This is a genomic window from Sphingopyxis sp. Q841 (assembly GCF_052384365.1).
In the GTDB taxonomy this organism is placed as follows: domain Bacteria; phylum Pseudomonadota; class Alphaproteobacteria; order Sphingomonadales; family Sphingomonadaceae; genus Sphingopyxis; species Sphingopyxis terrae_A.
The window spans coordinates 1-22,407 of the sequence record NZ_JBQSUM010000002.1; the positions used below are offsets into that span (position 1 = coordinate 1).

20 protein-coding genes and 1 tRNA gene are annotated in these 22,407 nt (G+C 60.5%); 9 read left to right on the forward strand and 12 right to left on the reverse strand.

What is annotated here, in order from left to right; translation table 11 throughout:
* The first annotated feature begins 95 nt into the window (after positions 1 to 95).
* A complete protein-coding gene (locus ACT17R_RS10390) occupies positions 96 to 323 on the forward strand; it encodes a hypothetical protein (protein WP_444809404.1) in 228 nt (75 codons plus the stop codon).
* 165 nt (positions 324 to 488) lie between these two features.
* On the opposite strand, the gene ACT17R_RS10395 is transcribed toward ACT17R_RS10390, so the two are convergent.
* The gene (locus ACT17R_RS10395) at positions 489 to 1,424 is read right to left on the reverse strand and encodes a hypothetical protein (RefSeq protein ID WP_444809405.1); all 936 of its coding nucleotides are present in this window, start codon (positions 1,422 to 1,424) and stop codon (positions 489 to 491) included.
* Positions 1,425 to 1,590: 166 nt separating this feature from the next.
* Positions 1,591 to 2,238, reverse strand: a complete 648-nt coding sequence (locus tag ACT17R_RS10400; protein ID WP_444809406.1) for an HNH endonuclease — start codon at positions 2,236 to 2,238, stop codon at positions 1,591 to 1,593.
* A 92-nt stretch (positions 2,239 to 2,330) separates the two neighbouring features.
* Here ACT17R_RS10400 and ACT17R_RS10405 point away from each other — a divergent pair, with 92 nt between their 5' ends.
* A complete protein-coding gene (locus ACT17R_RS10405; RefSeq protein WP_444809407.1) occupies positions 2,331 to 4,628 on the forward strand; it encodes a DGQHR domain-containing protein in 2,298 nt (765 codons plus the stop codon).
* Positions 4,629 to 4,944: 316 nt separating this feature from the next.
* Positions 4,945 to 6,162, forward strand: coding sequence for a DNA adenine methylase (locus ACT17R_RS10410; protein ID WP_444809408.1), 1,218 nt, complete (start codon positions 4,945 to 4,947; stop codon positions 6,160 to 6,162).
* 257 nt (positions 6,163 to 6,419) lie between these two features.
* Here the strand turns inward: ACT17R_RS10410 and ACT17R_RS10415 are convergent, their stop codons facing one another.
* The 6 genes from ACT17R_RS10415 to ACT17R_RS10440 form a co-directional block, all read right to left on the reverse strand.
* Positions 6,420 to 7,049, reverse strand: a complete 630-nt coding sequence (locus ACT17R_RS10415) for a response regulator (RefSeq protein ID WP_086456949.1) — start codon at positions 7,047 to 7,049, stop codon at positions 6,420 to 6,422.
* On the reverse strand, positions 7,049 to 10,087 hold the full coding sequence (locus ACT17R_RS10420) for a sensor histidine kinase (protein ID WP_444809409.1): 3,039 nt from the start codon (positions 10,085 to 10,087) through the stop codon (positions 7,049 to 7,051). The genes ACT17R_RS10415 and ACT17R_RS10420 overlap by 1 nt, the downstream gene beginning before the upstream one ends.
* Before the next feature lie 184 nt (positions 10,088 to 10,271).
* Positions 10,272 to 10,883 (reverse strand): isochorismatase family protein, encoded by a 612-nt coding sequence (locus ACT17R_RS10425; RefSeq protein WP_444809410.1) that lies wholly within the window; start codon positions 10,881 to 10,883, stop codon positions 10,272 to 10,274.
* 11 nt (positions 10,884 to 10,894) lie between these two features.
* Positions 10,895 to 11,365, reverse strand: coding sequence for a cupin domain-containing protein (locus tag ACT17R_RS10430; RefSeq protein ID WP_242664810.1), 471 nt, complete (start codon positions 11,363 to 11,365; stop codon positions 10,895 to 10,897).
* A complete protein-coding gene (locus ACT17R_RS10435; RefSeq protein ID WP_444809411.1) occupies positions 11,362 to 12,279 on the reverse strand; it encodes an alpha/beta fold hydrolase in 918 nt (305 codons plus the stop codon). The genes ACT17R_RS10430 and ACT17R_RS10435 overlap by 4 nt, the downstream gene beginning before the upstream one ends.
* A gap of 389 nt (positions 12,280 to 12,668) precedes the next feature.
* The gene (locus tag ACT17R_RS10440) at positions 12,669 to 13,016 is read right to left on the reverse strand and encodes a helix-turn-helix domain-containing protein (protein ID WP_444809754.1); all 348 of its coding nucleotides are present in this window, start codon (positions 13,014 to 13,016) and stop codon (positions 12,669 to 12,671) included.
* A gap of 677 nt (positions 13,017 to 13,693) precedes the next feature.
* On the opposite strand from ACT17R_RS10440, the gene ACT17R_RS10445 reads away from it, so the two are divergent.
* Positions 13,694 to 14,425 carry a hypothetical protein gene (locus ACT17R_RS10445; protein ID WP_444809412.1) on the forward strand — a complete coding sequence of 244 codons (732 nt, stop codon included), beginning with the start codon at positions 13,694 to 13,696 and terminating at the stop codon, positions 14,423 to 14,425.
* Between the two features lie 321 nt (positions 14,426 to 14,746).
* Here ACT17R_RS10445 and ACT17R_RS10450 read toward each other — a convergent pair whose 3' ends face one another.
* The 4 genes from ACT17R_RS10450 to ACT17R_RS10465 form a co-directional block, all read right to left on the reverse strand.
* Positions 14,747 to 15,676: a HEPN domain-containing protein gene (locus tag ACT17R_RS10450; RefSeq protein WP_444809413.1), complete on the reverse strand. Its 930-nt coding sequence runs from the start codon at positions 15,674 to 15,676 to the stop codon at positions 14,747 to 14,749.
* 52 nt (positions 15,677 to 15,728) lie between these two features.
* Positions 15,729 to 15,977, reverse strand: coding sequence for a sigma factor-like helix-turn-helix DNA-binding protein (locus tag ACT17R_RS10455; protein ID WP_444809414.1), 249 nt, complete (start codon positions 15,975 to 15,977; stop codon positions 15,729 to 15,731).
* Positions 15,974 to 17,179 carry a tyrosine-type recombinase/integrase gene (locus ACT17R_RS10460; protein ID WP_444809415.1) on the reverse strand — a complete coding sequence of 402 codons (1,206 nt, stop codon included), beginning with the start codon at positions 17,177 to 17,179 and terminating at the stop codon, positions 15,974 to 15,976. Before ACT17R_RS10460 ends, ACT17R_RS10455 begins: the two co-directional genes overlap by 4 nt.
* An 89-nt stretch (positions 17,180 to 17,268) precedes the next feature.
* Positions 17,269 to 17,358: transfer RNA gene (locus tag ACT17R_RS10465), tRNA-Ser, on the reverse strand.
* A gap of 226 nt (positions 17,359 to 17,584) precedes the next feature.
* On the opposite strand from ACT17R_RS10465, the gene ACT17R_RS10470 reads away from it, so the two are divergent.
* The 5 genes from ACT17R_RS10470 to ACT17R_RS10490 all read left to right on the forward strand — a co-directional run bounded on the left by ACT17R_RS10470 (position 17,585) and on the right by ACT17R_RS10490 (position 22,404).
* Complete coding sequence (locus ACT17R_RS10470) at positions 17,585 to 18,577, forward strand: lytic murein transglycosylase (protein ID WP_186403316.1); 993 nt, start codon at positions 17,585 to 17,587, stop codon at positions 18,575 to 18,577.
* A complete protein-coding gene (locus ACT17R_RS10475; RefSeq protein WP_234178969.1) occupies positions 18,561 to 19,571 on the forward strand; it encodes a septal ring lytic transglycosylase RlpA family protein in 1,011 nt (336 codons plus the stop codon). The genes ACT17R_RS10470 and ACT17R_RS10475 overlap by 17 nt, the downstream gene beginning before the upstream one ends.
* A 117-nt stretch (positions 19,572 to 19,688) precedes the next feature.
* A complete protein-coding gene (locus ACT17R_RS10480) occupies positions 19,689 to 20,801 on the forward strand; it encodes a D-alanyl-D-alanine carboxypeptidase family protein (RefSeq protein WP_217373441.1) in 1,113 nt (370 codons plus the stop codon).
* Entirely contained in the window at positions 20,798 to 21,424 is a 627-nt protein-coding gene (gene tmk / locus ACT17R_RS10485; RefSeq protein WP_186403314.1) for a dTMP kinase, read from the forward strand. Before ACT17R_RS10480 ends, tmk begins: the two co-directional genes overlap by 4 nt.
* A complete protein-coding gene (locus ACT17R_RS10490; RefSeq protein ID WP_217373440.1) occupies positions 21,412 to 22,404 on the forward strand; it encodes a DNA polymerase III subunit delta' in 993 nt (330 codons plus the stop codon). Before tmk ends, ACT17R_RS10490 begins: the two co-directional genes overlap by 13 nt.
* Positions 22,405 to 22,407: the final 3 nt, after the last annotated feature.

Sequence of the window (22,407 nt, forward strand, 5' to 3'; positions counted from 1 at the left end):
ATTGCCATCCCATCAATCAACCATCATGAAGGAGCCGGACTCTACCTCTGACTGGTAACAATCAGGGGAGCACGTCACTGGATAGGCGAGTGGACATGCAAATCTACAAGTCGATAATGGTCGACGCCGGCATGGCTTATGGCGTAAAACGCCATGAATTTCATGAAGTTGTCGTTCCCGAAAAGCAGGTGACGGCGACATTGGTTAGAATGACAGCGCGCCGCCCAGAGCCAGTGTTTGTCGTGGGCGCAGAAGGGTTTCCCGCACGGATGGATTTTAAACGGAGTTCAATAGAGGCAAGCGACCTCTTAGCCCATTTTTAGGTCTTCAGTTTCGCCGCATTAACTGCGCTGCACCGTTGAAGGAGAACGGCGCCGCCGAGAGGTCGATGCCGGCTGCTGCCAGTCCGCTTCTGCGTGCAGACTGGCGCATACCTGCCTCTTGGAAGGCCTCCGTGGCCTGATCTGCTAGAGGTCGGGAGCATCCCATCATCCAGCCTCCTTTAAGAAGTCCGCCTCCTCCGCTTCGCTCACTGTTATCTCGGTTATAGTAAGCAAACCGCTTGCAATCGCTGGCTGAAATTCCTCCATTAGGCGAGTTTCATAAGATGGCGCCGGGCGGCTCGGAAGCCGTAACACGACCAGATCGAGGCGGGCTTCGATGTTCGAGCGCCCGCGATAATGCTCAATCTTGGAAAGCATCATGTAGAGCCGGTCACGAAATGTCGGTGATCCGAAATTGGGGCGGACCTCGATAAACACCTCCCGCCCAGGAGCGCGAATATAGCCATCGAATATCGGGTTCGTGTTGCTGATCCGATCAACGCCGCGAAAATCGATCACCAGTTTGGCCTCACGAACAATCGCGCTTGCGTCGAGGGCTTTCAGCTGGGCGTAACGCGCAAAGGCGAAGTGTTCTGCCGCGCGCCAGTCCACAATCGGCCGCGCGGTCGCAGGAGGGGCTGCAGCGGGAGCCGCATCCCCGGCCGGTGACTCAGGCGCTGCCTCACGCTGCTGACTCTCAGCAATCTCCTCTTCGGTTGCCTTTTCCACCCGGCCAGCCGCATGGTAATCGCCGTACACGTTCGTATGACTTTGGCTCTGGGCCTGATGATTAGAAAGCGTGATGAGCTGCGAAACGAGATTCGCATTTTGCGTTTCCAGTTTCTCGACTTCTTGCTCCTTTTTCTTTACCTCACGAGAGAAGCTAATAAGCTTCCCAACCGAGAAACTGTCGAAGGATTCGGAGAGAATTAGAATAACGATCAGCGCGGCAACGACAAGAAAACCTCCATCTATTTTGCCGTGCGGCTCCAGCCAGACAAAACGATAGACGATACATGCAGTGAGCAGCAAGGATAGCAGAAGCACCTGCACACGCACCCAATAGTTCTTCTGTGCCACCTCATTCGCCATCTCCATCATCCCCCATCTGAATCATTTCTCTGCATCTCCCGAATGAAAGCCCGGCGCAACATGTATAAGCTCCGGAATGCCGCCCAATCCACCATCGCCGAGCATGCCGTCACCCGCATTGTTTGCGACGGTGATCACTACGATAAATCGCAGGGCCTCCCCCCACCGAACCCGTTCAACCTGATCCGCTAGCCTCCCGCTCTCGAACAAAATGGCGTTTGAGGTCATCAATCGTCAAACCACCTGAGCGGTGCAGCATGCGATGGCAGTTCGAGCAGACAGCGGCGAGATCTTCGATTCTCGTCTTCGCGCCCAGTTCAAGTCGAGCGACTGGGATTTTGTGATGTGCTTCAATAAATCCACGACCAAGCTCGCCATAGGTTTCGAGGAAATCAAAATCGCAAACCTCGCAGGAGAACGATGTGAGGGCAGCTTTGAAGCGGTCGACAAGCGATTTTGAGCGCTCGCGCCGTAAATGGGTTCGAAGCACACCCATGCCTTCGCTTGCTATGAAGGGCTCAGCTGCATCAACAAATCCATCGCGGGTCGCTGGATCGAGGGGGTCCATTTCGCGCAATCCCCATACCCCGCCCCCAATGCCGTGGACGCTATAGAAGATATCTCTCTTCTTCTGCCAGAAGCCGGAGTCCGACGAACATTCTTGGATACGCCCGCGTACGCTTTGCAGCAGTGTCTCGGGATGGGGACCCGGAAAGATGCGTCTGATCTCGGCGGCGATCTCCACGGGACGCGCTTGGCCGCCCAAACTGCGCAGTGCAGCAATTATCGTCTCAATTCGCGAAGCCTGTCCCGCCAGTTTCATTGCCGCATTGCCCCAGTCTCGCTCGAGGTAAGATCCATTTGACACAGGGCTCCTTCTTGGCATGAATTGCTATGTAAGGGGGAAGGGAAACTATGCTTGGCGAATTAGTTAAGGACTTTGGCGCGAAACGCGCTGAATATGCACGTCGAAGCAGGGCTTATGAAGAAGAATCAATTCCTCAAGACCAGCGCTTGTCAAAAGAGACCGAGGGATGGTCGGTTCAACGAGAAAATAAAAATAGCCTTCGTGTGCGGCGACCGCGGCCGCTGGAGGAAATTACCGAAAACCGCTTCTGGAATATTCTCTACCGCTTTGGATACGCAGAACTGAATAAGGGCCGCACCTTCCCAATCAGGGTAGGGAAAGGTGAGGATGCAATCGAGAAGCACGTCGATATCTTCGCCAAGGATGACGAAACCATCGTTATCGCCCAGTGTCGGTCACAACGCTTACCGTCGAAACTGTCCCTTCTCGATGATCTGAATGACTTTGCTGAACTGATGAAGCCGATGGCTGATGCTATTCGCTCGCACTATGGACGAGACTATAAGCCTAAGATAATTTGGTGCGTCATCACAGAAAACATCCGTTGGTCAGAGAGCGATCTACGGCGTGCCAAGGAATATAACATCAAGGTTATCCAAGGCCTTGAGCTCATCTATTTTGAGGAGTTTTCCAAAAAATTAGGCCCGGCGGCGCGATATCAGTTCCACGCCGAATATCTCGAGGACCAGAAGGTCCCAGCCTTTTCCGGGCGCAAGGTGCCCGCCGTTAAGACCAAATTGGGTGGAAAGACTGCTTATCTCTTCTCCGCCCTCGCGAAAGACATATTGCGGATCGCGTTCGTCAATCACCGAGATTTGCGAGACCCATCTGGCGCGCCATCCTACCAGCGGATCGTCAAGCCGAACCGCCTCAAGGAAATCGGCCACTTTCTTGATGAGGGGAAATTCTTCCCAAACACGATCCTCCTTAATTTTCATCGCAAGCCGCTATTTGAACCGCTCGCTAAAGACCAGATTTCGTCCGTGCACTTTGGCAATCTGGTGCTCCCCGATCGTTACAAGAGCTGTTGGATCATCGATGGCCAGCACCGGCTTTACGGCACGACATATACGCAGGACGATTATGATACGCCGCTGTTCTTCATCGGCTTTGACTCAGTCTCGACTGCTGAGGAAGCCAACATATTTGTCGAGATCAATTCGAAGCAGGCGACTGTGCCTCCAACATTGCTTTCTGCTCTCGAAGGAGAGGTGAAATGGGATTCCGACGATCCCAAGGAACGCCTGTCGGCCATAGCCTCGCGCGCTGTTGATTTGTTAAATACGCGGGGCGGCGGAGCCCTTGAAGGCAAAGTTGTTTCACCTGGCATTACCGCAGGAACGAGCCAGCCACTGAATGTTCGCAGCATTCAAGACCGAATCAACCAGTCAGGATTAGTAGGCGTCCTCAACCCGCGCACCGGAGTGATCGCGCCGGGTCCATGCTGGAGCGAAACCTCCGAGGGCGCCCTTCGCCGGCTGGTCAAGCTTCTAGAAATTCATTTTGAGGAAGTGCAAGCCGCCAATCCCGAGCGCTGGGAGATGGGAAAGGCAGGATTTCTTTGCATGAATTTTGGCGTGGGCAGCCACATTCGCATGGTTGCCGAACTCCTTGCCTTCTTGGCAGCAAAGGACGACCTTATCCTGCACAAGCAGGAGCCTCACGACCTTCATGCGTTGATCAAGCCCTTCATCGCGCCTGTCCTGACCTTCATCAAGGAGGCCTCAGATGCCCAGTTCGAGGATCGGTTCAAGGTCATCTTCGGAAGCAGTGGTTTCCATCACTATTTCTATGCGCTCGTCGATCTTGTCGTCGAGGCGCTCCCGCAGTTTTCGCCGGAAGGCTATGCCGATTTCAAGCGGCTCACTTCCGACGAAGTGACCGACCTTGCCGACCGCCAAGTTAAGTGGATTCAAAAGGTCGTGCCCGCCTATATACTCCAGCGGCTCCAGCTTGATTTCGGTGATGACTATTTCGACAAGGTTGTCCCTAAGGACGTTCAGAAGGCTTGCCAGGAGCGACGGATCGACGATGATGGTGATGTGAAGCTTCCGGTCGAAACTTACCTCGACTGGATCCATCTCCAGAAGATCGTCAAGCAAAAGGAGGTCAGGGACGGTTTCAAGGAGGTGCTGAGCATTCGCCTTCGCGATGAAGCGGGGGGCAAGCATTTCTACGACGGCTGGTTCGACGCGATCAATCGCATCCGTCGCATTCCGGCCCACCCAGCGGGCCGCTCTTATAGCGACGACGACCTGCAAACCGTGTCGCACGTGATCGAATTTCTCACAAATGCGCTTCCGTCGCCCTATATCACGGGCGACTATGCTCCGCCGATGTCATGAAGGCGTTTACGCATCTTTTGACCGAGGTGGAAAAAAACGATCGGTCGCCGGCAAACATTGGTCGCCGCCGGTCCGAATGGGTGCTCGGGGCGGAAGCCGCATGAGACCTGCTTGGCGTGAGAGCGAGACATGGGTAAGCGGCCATTGCCGAGCCAAGCCGATCATTTATGGTGAGCGATCATGACTTTCGAGTTGCCTCTATGCCGCGACAACTGCGGCGCACGCCCAGTTGTCCGTCGCCTGCCATGTTTTGCGGCGGCAGCTGGCGTCAGCCAGTGCGATTCTGTTATCGCGTTAGGGACGAGGGTCGTCTGACATGGCAGCTTTCACCTATATGGGCACCAAGAAGAGCCTTGCGGACACAATTAGCGCGCTTTGCGGGCTCCATGCGCCGGGCCCCTTTCTTGATCTCTTCTCAGGCATTTCCGCGGCGGGATCTTCAGTCGCGCCTTTGAGGCAAATCTGGTGCAATGACGCGCAGATATTCTCGCGCACTCTCACCGAAGCCCTGTTTCGGTCAACAGTCGATCGTCCGCGGAGCGACCATGTTGCAACGATCGTCAGGCGCCTTGGCGACGATAATCTAAATGCCCTCGCAAGAACTTTGAGACATCCCCTTGAAGAGGAGCTTGGCCTTCTCTGGGTTGTCGCGCCGGAGGAGCAGATTGCGATCCAGAGCCGTCAACGCGAAGACTGCACGATGCGCCGAGCCGATCTCGAAGGGCGCTTCACCCATTGCCTCTTCACGACGCGCTATGCCGGGAGTTATTTCGGCCTTGTGCAGGCGATTCAGCTCGATGCGATCCGCTATGGGGCAGATCAAGCGCTTAAAATCGGCTCGATCTCGAGCGAGGAGCATCGCTGGTCGCTCCTTGCCCTTTGTCGATCGATCGCCTCAATCAGCAACTCGACCGGGCATTTTGCTCAGTATTTGACGCCAAGCTCCACGAACCTCCGCCGGGTGCTCAACAAACGACGGCGCTGTGCTTGGGCTTATTGGATTGAGGCGCTGGAGGACATGTGTGCCATTGGCGATGCGGAATGGCGGGCAAGCAACCGTGTTTTCCACGGTGACGCGGTCGATGTCCTCCAGGAAATTGGTGCGCACGATGCGAGGCCGGCAATTATCTATGCCGACCCGCCCTACACGAATGACCAATACTCAAGATATTATCACCTTCTCGAGACGGCCCTTCTCTATGATTATCCGGCTGCCGATGGCAAGGGACTCTACCGCGAAGACCGCTTTCGTTCGAACTTCTCGCTTGCCCGCAGCGTCGATGCCTCCTTTGAGCGCATGATAAGCGAGGCTGGTCAGACGGGTGCGAGTCTGATGATCAGCTATCCAAGCAACGGCCTCCTTCCCGACAGCCTCCAGCGGATTCCTGAGCTTATGGCTGAGCACTTCAGCCACGTGCAGGATCCACTAGTAATTCCCCACAAACATTCGACCCTCGGCGCGTCAAAGGGTCGGGAAAAAGAAGATGTGGAGGAATGCATCTTCGTTGCGGCTCAAGCGCCGCTCGCAGCATAACAATACGCCGCAAACCGCTGAGATTGGGCGAATACGTTTTAGCTTGCCTGTATGCTTTCCAATGGCCTGCAGCGCATTCTGCTGAGTTTTCGAACAATGTGGTCCCGATACCCGAGCGGCCGCTTTGGGTGCGGCCAAACAGGGAGCCGGTTGACCGACATCGGGCGCATTTCAGTCGTCGTCTCGCCAGCACCTGAGCTTGGAATTTGAACGAATCAGTGGAAAGTAAGGCGCCGCCCGGCTTTCCTGACGAAATCCTACAAGAACGGATTGATATAACCGCGCCGTGCCGCAACAGTGACGGCATGCGTCCGATCGTGAACGCCAAGCTTGCCGAAAACATCCTTTAGCTCAGCCTTCACCGTATCGTTCGACAGGTTCAGCTCCCGCGCGATCTCCTTATTGGCAAAGCCATCGGCGACCAGCCGCAGTATTGCGATTTCGCGTTCGGTTAGCACTTCGTCGAAGGCATGCGTTGCAAGTTCATGCGCAATGTCCGCCGAGATGGCACGGCGGCCCGCATGGATAGAGCGGATAGAATCGACGAGCTCGCCGCGAATTCCGTTCTTGAGAAGATAGCCGGCCGCGCCGGCCCGTATGGCGCGCGCGGCATTGGCGTCGCCAGGGTAGGTCGTCAGCACCAGGATACGCGCGTTGGGCGACAGGATACGGATCTGTGATATGGCCTCGACGCCACTCATGCCCGGCATCTGCACATCCATCAGGGTGAGGTCAGGAGACAGTTCGCGGAACTTCTCGACCGCCTCCGCGCCGTTGGAGGCTTCCCCGACGGGTTCCATATCCGCTTGCCGCCTCAGCAGATCGGAGATCCCATCGCGCACCATGGGATGATCGTCGACGATCAGAACACGAATGAGTGGCGCCATCAAAAGGGCCCCCGTCGTGTGGTCCGGGTGCGATAGGCAATCTTCCCCGGGACAGTGAGAAGCACTTCGGTTCCTCGATCCGATCGCCGTTGAATGGCAAGCTTGCCGCGAAGGCGCCGAGCTCGTTCGGTCATTCCCAGCAACCCATAGTGACCCGCCTTGCGCCCCGCCTTTACAACGTCCGCGTCTATTCCCCTCCCGTTGTCCGCGAAGCGCATTTCCAGGTCCGCTCCGTATCCGATTTCCACCGTCACCTCACTTGCGTAGGCATGGCGCCGAATGTTGAAAAGCGCCTCACTTGCAATCCGGGTGACCTCCTCCAGCGTCGCCGGGTCGAGAGTTCGAGCCGCGCCCGTGGAGGCGATCGAGACCACGACTGCCGGATCGAAGTCAAGGCGTGCGACGACGTCGCAGATAATCTGCTCCAGATCGCCTTTCTGCTGCGAGCGCAGTTCGCGCACCCTGTCCCGGCCCTCGGCAATCACCTTGTCTGCCGTGTCGATCGCATTGATGAGCGAGGCGCGTGCGGGCATGTCGCCTGGCAGATCATCGGCTGCGAGTTGAAAGCGGAGCGTCAGCGACTGGACTGACTGAAGCAGTGTGTCATGTAACTCGCGCGCGATCCGCTCGCGCTCCTCGGTCCGTTCGTCCATGCGCAGGTGAATGCGGTCGGCAACCGTGCGGAGCCGCAGCGAATAAGCGAGCCACATCAGGGCCAGCAGCGCCGCGGCGCACAACAGCTTGAACAACCAGCTCTGCAGGAATGTGGGCTTGATCTCGAATGTCAGCGTTGCACCGGTACGGTTCCAGACGCCGTCGCTGTTCCGGGCGATTACGCGGAACTTGTATCGTCCAGGTCCAAGATTCGAATAGGACGCCGTGCGCCGCGAGCCTGCGTCGACCCATGCATCATCGACGCCATCCAGCCTGTAAAGGAACTGCACGCGCTGTGGCACCGTAAAGCTGAGACCGGCGTAGACGATGTCGACTGTGCGCGTGCCCGCTGCAAGCACGACGTCGACCGGATCGCGCCATGTCCGATCGCTGCTTGCGAGCGAGCGGATCGTCACCGGAGGCGGGAGGCTATTCGGCTGAAGTTTTGCCGGATCAAAGAACGCTGTGCCCTGTCTGTTTAAAAACCAGATTTTGCCATCGCCCGCGACGGCGCTCTGCGGTCCGGCGAAGCCGCCCTGCTGGACCGTGCTGGCCAATCCGTCCAGTGCGTCAAACTTGGTATAGGGCAGCGGAGCGCGCGGATCGTCAAACGCGCGATCGAGGTCGGTTGTGGCAACCCTGTAGACCCCGGTCCTGCTAAAGAGCCAGGTTTTGCCGTCTGAGGTTTGTTGAAGTGTTCTTATCCAAGTGATCCAGGGAAAACGCTTCTCGTCGAGGCGATGTAACTGATTGTCGCGCATCCGGACAAGGCCGGAACTGCCGCTGATAAACAAGTCTTTCGCCGCAGGACCGTTGCCGGACATGGCCGCCCACGGCGTCCCGATCGCCATTGGGGCAAGCTTGATCGTCGAGAGGTGTCTGCCGCGTACGATGGCAATATCAGGTGGGGTGATCAGGACCAGGTCGCCCGACGGTCCCGTCGTCATGTCCCAGAGTTTCAGATCGGCGAGCGAACCCTCGGCACGGTGCCAGCCCGCTTGGTCGCGCCATAGTAGCGCACCCGTGGCGAGCCCCAGCCAGAGAATGCCGGCACCGTCCTCGGCACAGGCGATTTTCGCACCGCCGCCTGGGTAGCCAGATAATATCCGGATTCGCTCTTTGTCGAGGCGCACCGTCTTCCCCGGCTCGATAACCCACACCCCGCCGTTGCGCGCTGAGCACATCGAAACCTGGTTGGTGCGAAGCTTGAGGATGGGCGTGGGGATACCATTGGGAGGAATTTGAAACACCGCGCCGCGCGCCGCGATGTAGATGCTTCCCTCGCTGGACCGAGCCATCGCGAGCCCATTAGCGGGATCAGCAGGAATGGCAGCGCTTTGTTCGGCGGCCGCACGACGGAATTGATCGATACCGCCTTCGGTCGTGATCCAGACGTTGCCCTCGCGGTCGACGAAGGGTGCGTAAGTCGTGTCGGATGTCAGGCCGTTTGCAGCCCCGAACCGATGAACCAAGGAACCGCTCGAACCGCGCCCCGCCAAGGGATCGGCGATGTGAAATATGCCAGTCGCGCCGGTCGTGCCCCAGATGCCTCCGTTACGATCGAAGACAATCGAGGCTCTCATGATACCGGGCACGGGCGGAATAACGGCACGGGATTTTACACGCGTGCCGATTGAATCGAATAGCATGCGCGTACCGATCGAATCAGAGACCCAGAGCGCGCCGCTTCGATCGAGTGCGATCTTCGGACGCCCGGAAAGCTGCACGTCAACTTTCTGAAACCGTGCCGCGCTCGGATCGAGAAACGCTAACGCGCCGCTGTCTCCGTCTTCCGCACTGAGCGCGACCCACAGCCTGCCGCTCTGTGCGACGACCAAGTCCATGACGTAGCCGGGCGGCAATTTGAGGGTGTCGTCGACCTGATCCCAACGCGAACCACGAAGGCGTTGCAGCCGCTTGTCGAGTCCCATCGACGAGGCCCAGATCGTTCCGTCGGGCGTCTCAGCAAAAGCGGCCAGGCCGCGCGGGGGATCGGGCATCGGTATGGCCCGGAGCGCACCCTTGCGATAGATTGCGACACCGCCGGTATCACGCAGTCCGACCCAAAGCTCACCTCGGCGGCTCACCATGAGCGCCGAAGGCGAGGCGTGCCGCTTGCCCGACCCCGCCGGCCAATCAATCCGCTCGAATGTGGCGCCATCGAAGCGATAGAGGGCGTCGCCGGCGAGCCAGAGGTAACCGTCGGGCGTCTGGGCAATCCTCAGGAGCCCATCGGGCGCGCCATCGTCGGCGGCGGCGCGGACATGCTTGTACGATGCAAAGCCAGGAGGGGTAGCCTGCGCCAGAACGTCGGAGCTGGCGAGCAGCGAGACGGATAACAGAAGCGAAAGTCGGCCAGCCAGATTAAGGAAATATCGGATCATCCGACTGGCCTTTATGAAATTGCCGGCGGCGACGGGCGCCCTTTCAGAGGACTATAGGAGCGAAAATCGCGCGCCGACAATCGTCATTCGTGTACGAACTCCGCGCCAAATCCCGGGGCGATACCAGCCGGCGAAGCAGCGAGGGGAGTGGTGAAGGCGCTCGAAGTCTGCCGAGCCGACCATCTCACGGATGAATCGAGGAGAAGACGATCTCGGCAAAGCCCGCCTTTGTAGCTTCGCGGTTCCAGTCGCGCTGCAGTTCGCAGGCGAATTGAATCCAGGTGATGGGCCTGGCGCCCGCCTGAAGGATCCGCTCGAGTCCCGTGCGGTGCGCGATCGCCGAGGTACCGGCAACGGCATCGACGACGGGATAGACTTCGAACCCCTCACGCATTGCATCAAGGGCAGGAAACGCCAGGCACACCTCGGTCCAGAGCGCGACCATCACAAGTTTTCGGCGACCTGTGGCCTTGACTGCAGTGACGAAGTCCTCGTCCTCCCAAGCATTGATCGATGTCCGGTCGATCGCCGTTACATTGCCAAGCACGTCGCCTAACTGATGGATCGTCGGGCTATTGAGACCAGTCGCAACGTTCACCGTCGAAAGAACCACTGGAATTTCGTAGAGCTTCGCCGCCTTGGCGACGGCGACAACATTGGCGATCAGTTCGCGGCGCTCCATCGATACGATCGAGGCGACCTGGACCGGCTGAAAATCAATGATCACGAGCGCCGCATTCTGCGGTGTGAGCAGCTCGTCAGCTATCGGATCCCGGACAAAGCTTGCAGACGTCATTGCGCAGCCTTTCATCGAGAGGTCGAGAAATGCGTATCGGTGGGACCCTGGCCCGTAATGTAGACCACTGCCGGCTCATCTGCGGTCATTGCAAAATGCGGCGCATCGGCGGGCTCGGTGTAGAAGCTGCCTGGAGCCAGCTGCTTCGCCGACTTTTCGTCCGCCATATCGCCATAACCGAAGAACCACATGCCGCTGACGACGACCGCGCTTCGATCGTCGCGGTGGGTATGCGCCGCGATCTTAGTGTGCGGCGGCACGCGTATTTCTATCGTGTAGGGGCCTGCACCCGTGGGATCACCATAGAGGACCGTCGTGCGGATTCCCTCGACACCCGAGGTACCGGGCCCGGCACCTCCTGTTGCGAGCGCGGCGATGTCGGCCGGAGATAAGCGCATTTGCTGCGTCTCGGCGAACGCCGGTGCACCGAGCGAAACAAGAACCGCAGCGAGCGGCATGAGACCTTTGGCGCGACCGCTCACCGCCCGCTCTCCAGGAAGGTCACCACGCTGGTGACCGTGGCGGTGGGATTCTCCTCCATGATCCAATGCCCTGAATCCGGGATGACACCTTCGGTCACATTCAATGCTGCGGCTCGCATGACCGTCGCCATCATCGGCCCGAACGACTTCTCGCCGCCCAATGCCAGGACTGGCATCTTCAGCTTGTTACCGGCGGCGAGCCATGCTCGGTTGTCGGCAGCATCCTGATCGAACGCGGCGAACTGCGCAAACCCTGAGCGCATGGCGCCGGGACGGGCGTAAAGCGCCGCATAATGTTGGCGGGAAGCCTCATCAAAACGCCCGGGGTTCGCCGAAAACTCGTTCCAGAAGCGGTCGAGGTAAATACGCTCACGCCCCGCGACCAGCCGCTCCATATCCGGACCGCCGAAGCGGAAATGCCACAACATCGGCGTTTTCAGGATCTCATCCCACGGTCCAACTCCCGGAACGGGTGCATCGATCAGCACGAGCCGACCGATTTTGTCGGGCTGCTGCGTGGCGAGTGCAAAGGCGACCATATTGCCGATATCGTGCGCAACAATATCGTAGCGCTCGATTCCTAGAGAGCCGAGGAGCGCCTGCATGTCGCGACCTTGGGTCATCTTGTCGAAGCCGCCTGGCGGCTGCGATGAGAGACCCATTCCTCGCAGGTCTGGGACGACGACGGTGTGGCGTTGTTGCAGCGCCGCTGCGAGTGGCGACCACATATCACCTGACTCCCCGTAGCCGTGGAGGAGCAGGACGGCCGGGCCCTTTCCTCCGATGCGGACATGAAGGGTGACGCCGTTCGCCGTCACGTCGCGCGACTGGAATGCGGCCGGGAACGGCGGAACCTCCGCTGCCGCAGGCGCGGCAAGACATAAGGTGGTTGCCAACAGAATGGATCTGAACATCGCTTCTCCTCCGGACCGCGAGGGTCCCAATAGCTGCGATGTCAACAGTCTCGCCTCATCGGCTCACACACAATCCCAGGACGGGTCGCCTTCGATACCCGAATGGGTAAAAAAAGGGGGATTGGTCTTCGAACCGTTGCGGCGGGCAGTTCGCGGCGGGAGAGTGATCTTTAACAACTCAGGTCGAGGATGAGCTCAACTGTTGCACCCAAGCGGTCGACCTACAGAATAACGATCGTGATCGCATGGCCGCTGATGCGCTCGGCTGCCGGGAGCACAAATAGCAGAGCTGAGGCGCTCTGGTGAAGGCGTTCCGCTACTTAGACGAACGACTGGTTTTCGGCAGTTGTCTCGAAGCTGGCTACGACTTCGATGAGGCGCGAAGCTGCCTATTCTCGATCGAAAAGGGGGGTGGACGCAAAACCTCCGGCCTGGCGCCCGCTGCGAGAGCGCCCACCAGACTTCCCGGCCTCGCCCTGATGGCTGCGGCGTCGGATCGGCGCCGCGGTCCGGCTGGTAGAAGTGCCGCGCTGCCGCTCAATCAAGTCGCGAAGGCTTTCCGTCAGCACCAAGGTCGCGGCGCCCATCTTGACGATCTCGACTTCGCCTCGTGCAATGAGAAGATAGAGGGAACTTCGACTTATGCCGGTAAACCGACACGCATCGGGTACCCGCATGCTGATAGGCTCGATGGCAAGCGGTGACGACGGTGATGGGGCAGGGGATTGGAAAGGCATGAAGGCACCCTCGCTGGACAACGGTGACGGGACGGCCGGAAGGGGCGCCGCCCCGTCGGCTCGATTATCCAGATTTGTGCTGCGCCATTCGACACGACGTTTGTACGCCAACGCCTGTTTTCCTGCGCCCGGCTGCCACACTTAACCGAGTGGACACCTTTGATTGTCGCTGGACGGCTCGGCATACGGAAGTATCGCGACGCATCTCGGACGCGGACGGAGTGCCGGTGACAGCGGTAATAGCCCAGAGGGCGGGGCGACAGGTCAACCTCAGGCCAGTTCAGCACTGCCAATTCGCGCGCGGCTGATCCGCCCCTCGCATCATTTTCATCCGCCATATTCTTGTCCAGCGAGAGTGCGATGCGCAGCCTCGAAAAGTCGCAGAATAACGTCAGTTTGCGAGAGCGAGGCAGCGCGCGCTGCCGGATCGCACCCTCGAAAAGTGGCAGAAAAGCGCTATGCACCCGTGCGTAAGGTGTGTCTCTCCAATATGTGGGTCCGATGCGAAGCATCGAGGCCCCAGAAATTCGGTCAGCCGAACTGAACGAGCCTAGGGGCGATTGACCGCTTTGGATCGGCAAGTAGATCATATGCGAGAGCAGCGCGCGAGGCTGGCCGTGACCTTCGAACGTCGCTAGAGGCGAAATCATTGTGTGCCGAAAAAAGGGGTGGCTCCAATGAAGATGATCCCAGCAATAGTGGATTTGGAAGCATTGGCTTCGAAGTTACATAAGCGATCAGGAAATAAAAAGGTTTACGGCACTGTGCAGAAGGCGTTGCTTACTCAAGCGTGCCTGTCAGATCTTCGTTTAGCAGAGGCACTTGTCAGTCAGCTCGGAGAGATTGGAATAAGCACAAACGAGGCTGAGTTTGCCGTAAAATCTTTGTCTCGAACGGCCCTGATGACGACTGCAACCATCCTTTATGCGCGAGCGACCGCCACCGGGAGTGGGAACGGCGAGAGGGGGTCGGTGAAATTATCAAATCTGAACGCACAAGAAAAAATCGACCACGAGCTTCTGGTCGATATACGAAACGGCGCCATTGCCCACGTCAGAAGGGGAGAAAATCTCGGCGACGATATTTGGCATCGCAATTTCGTTTTCGCAAAGCAAGTCGGTGATGGTAAATGGCAGCCCGCGGCCGGCTCCTTGAGTATTGCAGCGCACGATGCAACCATCGAGGCGCTCCGGAGACAAATCCCCGTGGCGATCAAACTGATGATGGCCAAATGCCAGGAGCGGTTGGAGGACGTCCAAAAGGCTTTTCTTGAGTCAGATCTTAGGCGCGAGGATTTTCGTGAGCATGAAGTCGATCCCACCAAGTGGTTCGGATCGATGGCAGCAACTGAACGAATGTTGATCGGCGGTCCCGGGTATGAGGGTAGCACATGGATGCCGCTGAGATAATATGTGCCTCAACGCCAACAAAACCTCGCGAACCTGTCGAAGGCCATCTTAGATCTGGCCTTACGTAGTTCGCGACTGATCGTTTCCGCCATCCGCTGTTAACCCGAAACCGAGCGTCTGCCTGCCATACAGGGGGGACGAAGGTTGCGAAAACCTCGAAAATCAGGGAGCCAAATAAGAGGGCAAGATAAAAGTCGTGCCAGCTGCGGGCCCGAGATGGTCGGTTTTAAGCGGCGTTGAGCGTATGGCACGGCGCAAAAATGCCATACCCAGCGCGCGAAACGACGCGCAGCCGCGCGCTTTTCGTATGGCATTGGATATTCAGGGGCGAGTTGAAGCGTTTGCTTCGAGCTGCGCGATCTGCTCCGAGCAGATTGCGTGGACGGCGCGACCCAGCTCCTCGACGCAGCCGCCGAGCCACGTCAGCTCCTCTTCGGTGATGCGGTAATGCTTCGAATAGCGGGCCTTCACATAGGCCTCTTTTAACTTCTCAAACCGCGCCCGATCCTCGCGGCGTTCGCGCGGCCAGGCATCGACCAGCCGCATGTCGATGCGCTCGGCCTGCGTGCGCAGGAACGCGAGATTGTGGACATGCGGGGTATAGAAGGTGCAGACCAAGAGAACACAGTGATAAAGGCGCTCAGTCGCCTGATGCATGTCGAAGGCGGCCTTTTTGAGCCATCCTTGCGATATTGAATGCAGTGCCGAGCCGTGGAATTGTCCGGCGGTAGGATACCATTCTTCGTAATATTCTCGCGCCATCGCCAGCGCCTGTTTCGGAGTCTTGGGCTTCGGTGTGTGAAGGAGCTTGTCGTCATATTCGTAGAGCGCGATCCCATCACGCGCGACGTCCATGAAGAAATAGCGGCCGTGGGCGAGCCCGTCGTTCACCTCCTGCAACGTGTGGACGATAAAGTTGACCGGCGTCTTGAGCGTCTTGTCGATCGCCAGTTCGCGGATGAGCCGGTCTTCGAGCTTGCCCCAGAAATCGACCTTCTCCGTCAGGCGCTTGTCGTTGACGATGATGAGAAGGTCGAAATCCGAGCGATAGCCCTTCGCGGTGTGCGGCTCGTCGACCCAGCCGCCGCGCGCATAGCTGCCGTAGAGGATGATCTTGTCGATCCGGCCCTTCTTCTTCCAGCCCATCGTGCCAAGCGCGATGGCATCCTCAAACTCTTCAAAGACGATTGCTTTGACGCGTTCGAGCTCGCGCTGCTTGTTGGCCGGAAGATGATCGAGGTCGGTTTTCATCGCTGGCGGCACCCTGTCGGCGCGGCGGCTGATTGGCAAGGCGGAAGCGGCTCTAACGCTGCCAGAATTGCCACCACCTGCGGTTCTTTCTGTCGACCGACTGGGCGATGACCCGCAAACTGCGGACCATTGCTTCCTCGACCTCGGTAATGCTGACGCCATGGCGCTCGGCCAGCTGGCGGAAGCTTAGCTCCTCGACCCGGTGGCCGAGAAAAATCGCGCGATCCTCCTCGTCGATCCGGTCAACCGCGCGCTCATACTGCCGGAGCAGGTGGCGCTTCGCGCGGGTATAGCGGCTCATCGCTTCCTCCCGTCGCAATAGTTCGCCCAATCCTCCATCATCAGGCGGCGCTTTTCGAGGAGGTTGCCCCGCCGATAGGCGGCCTCGACCTTGTTGGCGACGGTATGGGCGAGGGCGGCTTCGGCAACGTCGCTAGGATGGCTCGTTTCTTCGCTCACCCAATCGCGGAACGACGAGCGGAACCCGTGCGCCGTGTATGGCTCGCCCATTTCCTTGAGCAGCTTCGTCAGCGTTTGATCCGACAGCGGGCGATTGCGCCGCATGCCGGGAAAGACAAGGTCGCATCCCTTGATTCGCAACCGCGCGCACCGCTCGACGATGCGCAGCGGGCGGCGGGTGAGGGGAACCACATGCTCCCGATATGCCTTCATGCGATCCTTGGAGAGCTTCCACAGGCCCTTTTCGAGGTCGAACTCGCTCCATGTGGCCCCGCGTACTTCGCCCGACCGTGCGGCGGTGAAGATCGCAAATTCGAGTGCAAGGCGGCTGAACGATTCCCGCTCGCGCAGTCGCTGCAAGAAGGCTGGCACGTCCTCGTAGGGCATGGCGGCGAAATGATTGTCGCGGCGGGGCTGGCGGGGCAGGCCTTTGGTAATCGCGCGCATCGGGGCGTCGGTTTCGCGGTAGCCTGACGCATAGGCCCAATCGAGGACGGCGCCGACGCGCTGCCGAACGCGGCGCGCCGTCTCGGGCTTTGCTAGCCAGATTTCCGCGAGCAGGTCGCGGATCATTGGGCCGGTGATCTGATCGACCTTAAATTTTCCGATGTGCGGGAAGGCGTAAAGCTCCATCGTTCGCATCCATTGCGCGTGATGCTTGCCGTTGCGCCATGTCTTCGAATGTATCTCGTAGGTTGTGACGGCGGCGTCCTTGAAGGTCGGCACCGCTTGCCGCTTGCGCCGCTCAATTTGCGGGTCAACGCCCGCCTCGATCTGGCTGCGAATTTCCAGCGTCATTTCGCGCGCCTGCGCCAGACTGACTTTCTGGCAGCTGCCAAGGCCGAAGTCGCGGCGCACGCCGTCGCTCTGGACCCGGCACACCCAGCTACTGGTGCCTCCCGGCCGTTCGAGGCGCATGAGGCCGTCGCCGAGACTCACGCGCCGCTGTTTTTCCTTGGACTTCGAGAGCCCATTCGAAGTGCTTTTCATCCCTCTGATCATAAAATTTGTTCCCACATTGGCAAAAATGTCGGCCTGGACCATGTGGGACGCACAGGGATACGAATCGCATCTCAAACCCGCAGCTAAGCTGGGGTTTAGGAGACGGTTCGGGAAAGAGTGGGATTGAAACCTGGCGGACAGGGTGGGATTCGAACCCACGGTGAGCTTGCACCCACGGCGGTTTTCAAGACCGCTGCCTTAAACCACTCGGCCACCTGTCCTTGCGGCGCCGACATAGCGCGGCGGCGGCGCGCGGCAAGCGAAACCTTTGGCGCGCGCGGTGCGAACGGTCCGGCGCGCGAATGACTCGTCCTGTCCCGCCGGCGGCTGGCCAAGGGGGCTGTATCCGTGGCAGACACGCCCTATAGGGTGGGACATATGCACGCTAAACCATTCAGAATCGGACGCCTCCTCGCCCGGATCGGTGTCCTCCTCTCCGCCTGGACCATGGCCGCGTCGGCACCGCTGCACGCACAGGCGGCCGATCCCGGCTTCGATACCTATGTCCAGTCGCTATGGCCCAAGGCACAGGCGCGCGGTGTTTCGCGTGCGACCTTCGATCGGGTGACGGGCGGGCTGCGCTTCAATGCGCGCGTCGTGGCGCTCGATCGCGACAATCTGGGGGCGCCGCCGCGTCCCGATACGCCGATCCCGGCTTTTGCGCCGTACAAGGCGAAGCATGTCGATGCCGCGCGCATCAATGGCGGACGCCGCGTGCATGATCGCCTGTTGCCGCTGCTGTCGCGGATCGAGGAGCGAACGGGCGTCCCGACGAGCATCATGATCGCGATCTTCGGACATGAAACCGCTTATGGGGCGGTAACCGGCAATTTCGACCTGCCCGAAGCGCTGGCGACGCTTGCCTATGAGGGACGCCGCCGCAGCCTGTTCGAACCCGAATTCATTGCGACGCTCGAAATGGTCGAAAAGGGCGTTCCGCGCGACGTCCTGAGGGGCAGTTGGGCGGGCGCGTTCGGCTATCCCCAATTCCTCCCCTCGGTCTATCTCAAGATTGCCGAGGACGGCGACGGCGACGGCGTTGCCCGCATCTGGTCGAGCGAGGCCGACGCGGTCGAGTCGATCGGTTCCTACCTGCGCCGGGCAGGCTGGCATGCGGGCGAACCATGGGGCGTTGCCGTACGCGTTCCCGACGGCTTCGACCGTTCGGCAATGGAAACCCGGCTCGAGCCGACACGCTGCCCGCGCGTTTTCGCCCGCTACAGCCGCTGGCGGTCGATGGCTGAATGGCGCGCCGCCGGGTTCCAGCCAGTGAGCGGACGCTGGCCGGCGGACCATATTCAGGCGACCTTGCTCGAACCCGACGGCCCGGGAAAGACCGCCTATTTGCTGACCGGTAATTATCGTGCGATACTCGACTATAATTGTTCGAACTTTTACGCACTTTCTGTGGGGTTGCTGGCGGATGAAATCGATCGTTAGGGGCGGGGGCGCGGCCACGCTGGTCGCAGGAACGGCATTGGCGCTGGCGGCATGCGGCAGCTTTGACGGCAAGAGCAATACGGCGGTCGCCGCTGCGCCCGCGACGGCACCTGCCGACAATGGCGTATCGGACGTGCCGGTGAAACTCGGCGATCCCTATACCATCGCGGGCACGACCTACACGCCCGCGGATGTCGCCGATTATGACGATGTCGGCTATGCAAGCTGGTATGGTGATGAAGCGGCGGGCAAGCCGACCGCCAATGGCGAGATATACAACCCCGACGGTATCAGCGCGGCGCACAAGACGCTGCCGTTGCCCAGCTATGTCGAGGTAACGGCGCTCGATACCGGGCGCACGATATTGGTTCGTGTCAACGATCGCGGACCCACGAGCAACGACCGGCTGATCGACCTTTCGCGCGGCGCCGCCGCACAGCTCGGGCTGACCGATGCGGTGAGCGCGGTTCGCGTGCGCCGGACCAATCCGCCCGCCGCCGAGCGCGCGCAGCTTCGCGCTGGCAGGCCGGTACCCGAGCGGCTGGCAACGCCCGAATCGCTGCTGTCGATCCTGCGGACCAAGATCAAGCAGGTGCCCGTGCCCAAAGCGGCGGCCGCCACGGTTCCCGATCAACCGGCGCCGCCGACGGCATCGGCTCAGGCCAAACCCGGCGACGACCGGATGGCGGTAACCAGCAGCAAAAAGCCCGAACCTTCCAAGCCGGCCCCGGCGGCCAAGCCGGCTACACCCGAAAAGAAGGCGGAACCGGCACCCAAAGCGGTTGCGGGAAGCTTCGTCGTTCAGGTCGGCGCGTTTAGCAGCGAAGCGCGGGCCAATGTCGCAGCGAAATCGGTCGGCGGCCATGTCGACAAAGCCGGCAAATTGTGGCGCGTCCGCATGGGGCCCTTTGCCAGTGACGGCGAAGCAAAAGCCGCACAGGACAAGGCGAAAGCCAAAGGCTTCCGCGACGCGACCGTCCTGCGCGACCGCTAAGCCGTGCAGCGTCGCAACGGAATCGCGCGTGCTATAGGCGCCGGACTGGCGGTAACGGCGCTTGCAAGCACCTTTCCGGCGGCTTCGGCGGGGAATGACAAGCCGAAGCCGGGCGCAGTGAGCAGGCCGCTCTACGTAACCGAAGCGCCGATCGTGATGTTGAAGGATCTCGATTCGGGCGCGATCCTTTTTTCCCGCGGCGCGGGCAAACGCTTCGCGCCGGCCTCGATGGCCAAGGTGATGACCGCCTATGTCGTGCTCGACCTGATCAAGCGCGGCGAGTTGTCGCGCGACAAGGTCTTCACGATCAGCGAAGCGACCTGGCGCAAATGGAACGGCAGCAACGGCGGGTCGACGATGTTCCTGCGCGCCGGCGAGAAGATTTCGGTCGATGAATTGCTCAAGGGCCTGATCACCGTGTCGGGGAACGACGCAGCCGCGGCGCTGGCGGTCGGGATCGATGGCAGCGAAGCCGATTTCGTCAAGCGAATGAATGCGATGGCGGCCAAAATCGGCATGACGTCGAGCAAGTTCGGAACGCCGAACGGCTGGCCCGATGGCGGCGTGACCAAGGTAAGCGCTGCCGATCTTATCACGCTGGCGGACCGGCTGATCCGCGACCATCCCGATGGTTATGCACGCTATTTTTCGATCCCACGCTTGCAGCATGGCGTGTCGCCAGAAGGCAAGCCGATCGTCCAGCCGAACCGCAACCCCATTCTGGGGCGCTTTGCCGGGGCCGACGGCCTCAAGACCGGCCACACCGCTGAAGCGGGCTATTGCTTTCTCGGTTCGGCAAAGCGCGATGGCCGGCGCCTGATTATGGTGGTCGCGGGCATGAAGAGTGAAAAGGCGCGGCGCGACGAGGCCGAACGGCTGATGCGCTGGGGCTTCGACGCTTGGGAAGGCCGCGAACTGGTGCCCGCGGGCACCAAGGTCGGGGCGGTCGAGGTGCAACGCGGCGCACGGCCGAGCGTGATGGCCGAAGCTGGTATTGCGGTCCGAATGACGGTTCCCAAGGGCTATGCCGGCGGCTATCGCGCCGCGATGCAGAGCCGCAGCCCGCAAAACGCCCCGATCGAACGCGGCACTCCGATCGCGCGTCTGATCGTGACGCCCGACGGCCTGCCGCCGCAAACCACGCCATTGCTGGCGGCGAAAGACGTGGCGCCGGTCGATGGCCTCTGGACACGGCTGCGCAGCGGTTTTTATCGGCTCGCCGGGCGATGAGGGGGCGTTTCATCACGCTCGAGGGCGGCGAAGGGGTTGGCAAATCGACGCAGATCCGCGCGCTGGCCGCGGCGCTTGCCGAACGCGGGATCGACGTCGTCGCGACACGCGAACCAGGCGGCAGCGCCGGCGCCGAGGCGATCCGCGCGCTGCTGATGGAGGGAGACGACGATCGGTGGGACGCGCGTAGCGAAGCGCTGCTCTTCGCCGCCGCGCGCGCCGATCATGTCGCGCGCACGATCCGGCCCGCGCTCGAACGTGGCGCCTGGGTGCTTTGCGATCGCTTTGTCGATTCAACCCGCGCCTATCAGGGGGCCGGAGGCGGGATCACCGACGCCGATATCATGATGCTGCACGGCTTCGGCTCGCTTGGACTGTTGCCCGACCGGACCTTCCTCCTGACCGTTTCCGCGGCAGAGGCGCGCCGGCGACTGGCGGCGCGCGATGCCGCCGGCGCCGATCGCATGGGCAGCAAGCCCGCCGATTATCAGGCCCGGCTCGCCGCGCGCTTTGCGGAGATCGCAGCGGCGGAGCCGCTACGCTGGCGTCTGGTCGAAGCCGATGCGCCGGCAACCGCCGTTACCGCGGCCCTGTTGTCGGAGCTTGCCGAATGGCTGCCATGATCGGCCATCACGACGCCGAGAAGGCCTTTCTTGAACCTTGGACAAGCGGCCGTCTCCACCACGCCTGGCTGCTCGCCGGCCCGCAGGGAATGGGGAAGGGCGCCTTTGCCGCACGGGTCGCCCGCTTTCTGGTCACGCACGACCGGGCGGGCGAGGGAGGGGCGCCGCTGTCGCTCGACGATCCCGGTGATGAGCAGGCGGGCAGGCTCGTTTCGGCGGGGAATCACCCCGAGATCATCCATCTGACGCGGCAGGTGAAGGACAAGAGCAAGGATCTCGCGCGCAACATCACGATCGATCAAGTGCGCGGCATGATCCGCCGCCTGCATCTGTCGCTGTCGCTCGGCGCGTGGCGCGTCGTCGTCATCGATGCGGTGGACGATCTGGAAACCGACGGCGCCAATGCGCTGCTCAAGACGCTCGAAGAGCCGCCGGCGCAAACCTTGTTCCTGCTCGTCAGTCATTCGCCGGGACGCCTGCTGCCCACGATCCGGTCACGCTGCCGAATCCTGCGTTTTCAACCAGTTGAGCGTGACGTCATGACGGCGTGGCTGCACGACCTGCGCCCGATGCTCGACATGGCCGAGGTGCGCGCGATCGTCGTGGCGTCGGGCGGGGTTCCCGGCAAGGCGCTGGCGCTCATCGACAGCGACGTCGCGGTCATGGAAAAGAAACTGCTGGCGATCGCGACCGGCGGTGATCGCGACAACCGGCTACGCGAAGCGTTGGCGCGCGAAGTCGGCGGCACCAGCAACCGGGCGCGGCTCGAATTGGTGATCGACATCGTGCCGGGCCTGCTGGCACGGCTGGCGCGCGAACGCCCGCTGGGAGAGATCGCACCGGTGCTCGGTCAATGGGACCGCATCCAGCGGACGGTGCGCGATGCGGTGCGCGGGTCATATGACGGGGCGATGGTGGGGTTCGAGATCGGCAACTGCCTCGCCGAACTCGCGCCGCGCGGCGGGCAGGCGGCACGCTGACGC

Excerpts from the sequence above, each read along its gene's own strand:
- ACT17R_RS10390 (WP_444809404.1), top strand. The coding sequence starts at position 96 with ATGCAAATCTACAAGTCGATAATGGTCGACGCCGGCATGGCTTATGGC.
- ACT17R_RS10395 (WP_444809405.1), bottom strand. The coding sequence starts at position 1,424 with ATGATGGAGATGGCGAATGAGGTGGCACAGAAGAACTATTGGGTGCGT.
- ACT17R_RS10400 (WP_444809406.1), bottom strand. The coding sequence starts at position 2,238 with ATGAAACTGGCGGGACAGGCTTCGCGAATTGAGACGATAATTGCTGCA.
- ACT17R_RS10405 (WP_444809407.1), top strand. The coding sequence starts at position 2,331 with ATGCTTGGCGAATTAGTTAAGGACTTTGGCGCGAAACGCGCTGAATAT.
- ACT17R_RS10410 (WP_444809408.1), top strand. The coding sequence starts at position 4,945 with ATGGCAGCTTTCACCTATATGGGCACCAAGAAGAGCCTTGCGGACACA.
- ACT17R_RS10415 (WP_086456949.1), bottom strand. The coding sequence starts at position 7,049 with ATGGCGCCACTCATTCGTGTTCTGATCGTCGACGATCATCCCATGGTG.
- ACT17R_RS10420 (WP_444809409.1), bottom strand. The coding sequence starts at position 10,087 with ATGATCCGATATTTCCTTAATCTGGCTGGCCGACTTTCGCTTCTGTTA.
- ACT17R_RS10425 (WP_444809410.1), bottom strand. The coding sequence starts at position 10,883 with ATGACGTCTGCAAGCTTTGTCCGGGATCCGATAGCTGACGAGCTGCTC.
- ACT17R_RS10435 (WP_444809411.1), bottom strand. The coding sequence starts at position 12,279 with ATGTTCAGATCCATTCTGTTGGCAACCACCTTATGTCTTGCCGCGCCT.
- ACT17R_RS10440 (WP_444809754.1), bottom strand. The coding sequence starts at position 13,016 with ATGCCTTTCCAATCCCCTGCCCCATCACCGTCGTCACCGCTTGCCATC.
- ACT17R_RS10445 (WP_444809412.1), top strand. The coding sequence starts at position 13,694 with ATGAAGATGATCCCAGCAATAGTGGATTTGGAAGCATTGGCTTCGAAG.
- ACT17R_RS10450 (WP_444809413.1), bottom strand. The coding sequence starts at position 15,676 with ATGAAAACCGACCTCGATCATCTTCCGGCCAACAAGCAGCGCGAGCTC.
- ACT17R_RS10455 (WP_444809414.1), bottom strand. The coding sequence starts at position 15,977 with ATGAGCCGCTATACCCGCGCGAAGCGCCACCTGCTCCGGCAGTATGAG.
- ACT17R_RS10460 (WP_444809415.1), bottom strand. The coding sequence starts at position 17,179 with ATGGTCCAGGCCGACATTTTTGCCAATGTGGGAACAAATTTTATGATC.
- ACT17R_RS10470 (WP_186403316.1), top strand. The coding sequence starts at position 17,585 with ATGGCCGCGTCGGCACCGCTGCACGCACAGGCGGCCGATCCCGGCTTC.
- ACT17R_RS10475 (WP_234178969.1), top strand. The coding sequence starts at position 18,561 with ATGAAATCGATCGTTAGGGGCGGGGGCGCGGCCACGCTGGTCGCAGGA.
- tmk (WP_186403314.1), top strand. The coding sequence starts at position 20,798 with ATGAGGGGGCGTTTCATCACGCTCGAGGGCGGCGAAGGGGTTGGCAAA.
- ACT17R_RS10490 (WP_217373440.1), top strand. The coding sequence starts at position 21,412 with ATGGCTGCCATGATCGGCCATCACGACGCCGAGAAGGCCTTTCTTGAA.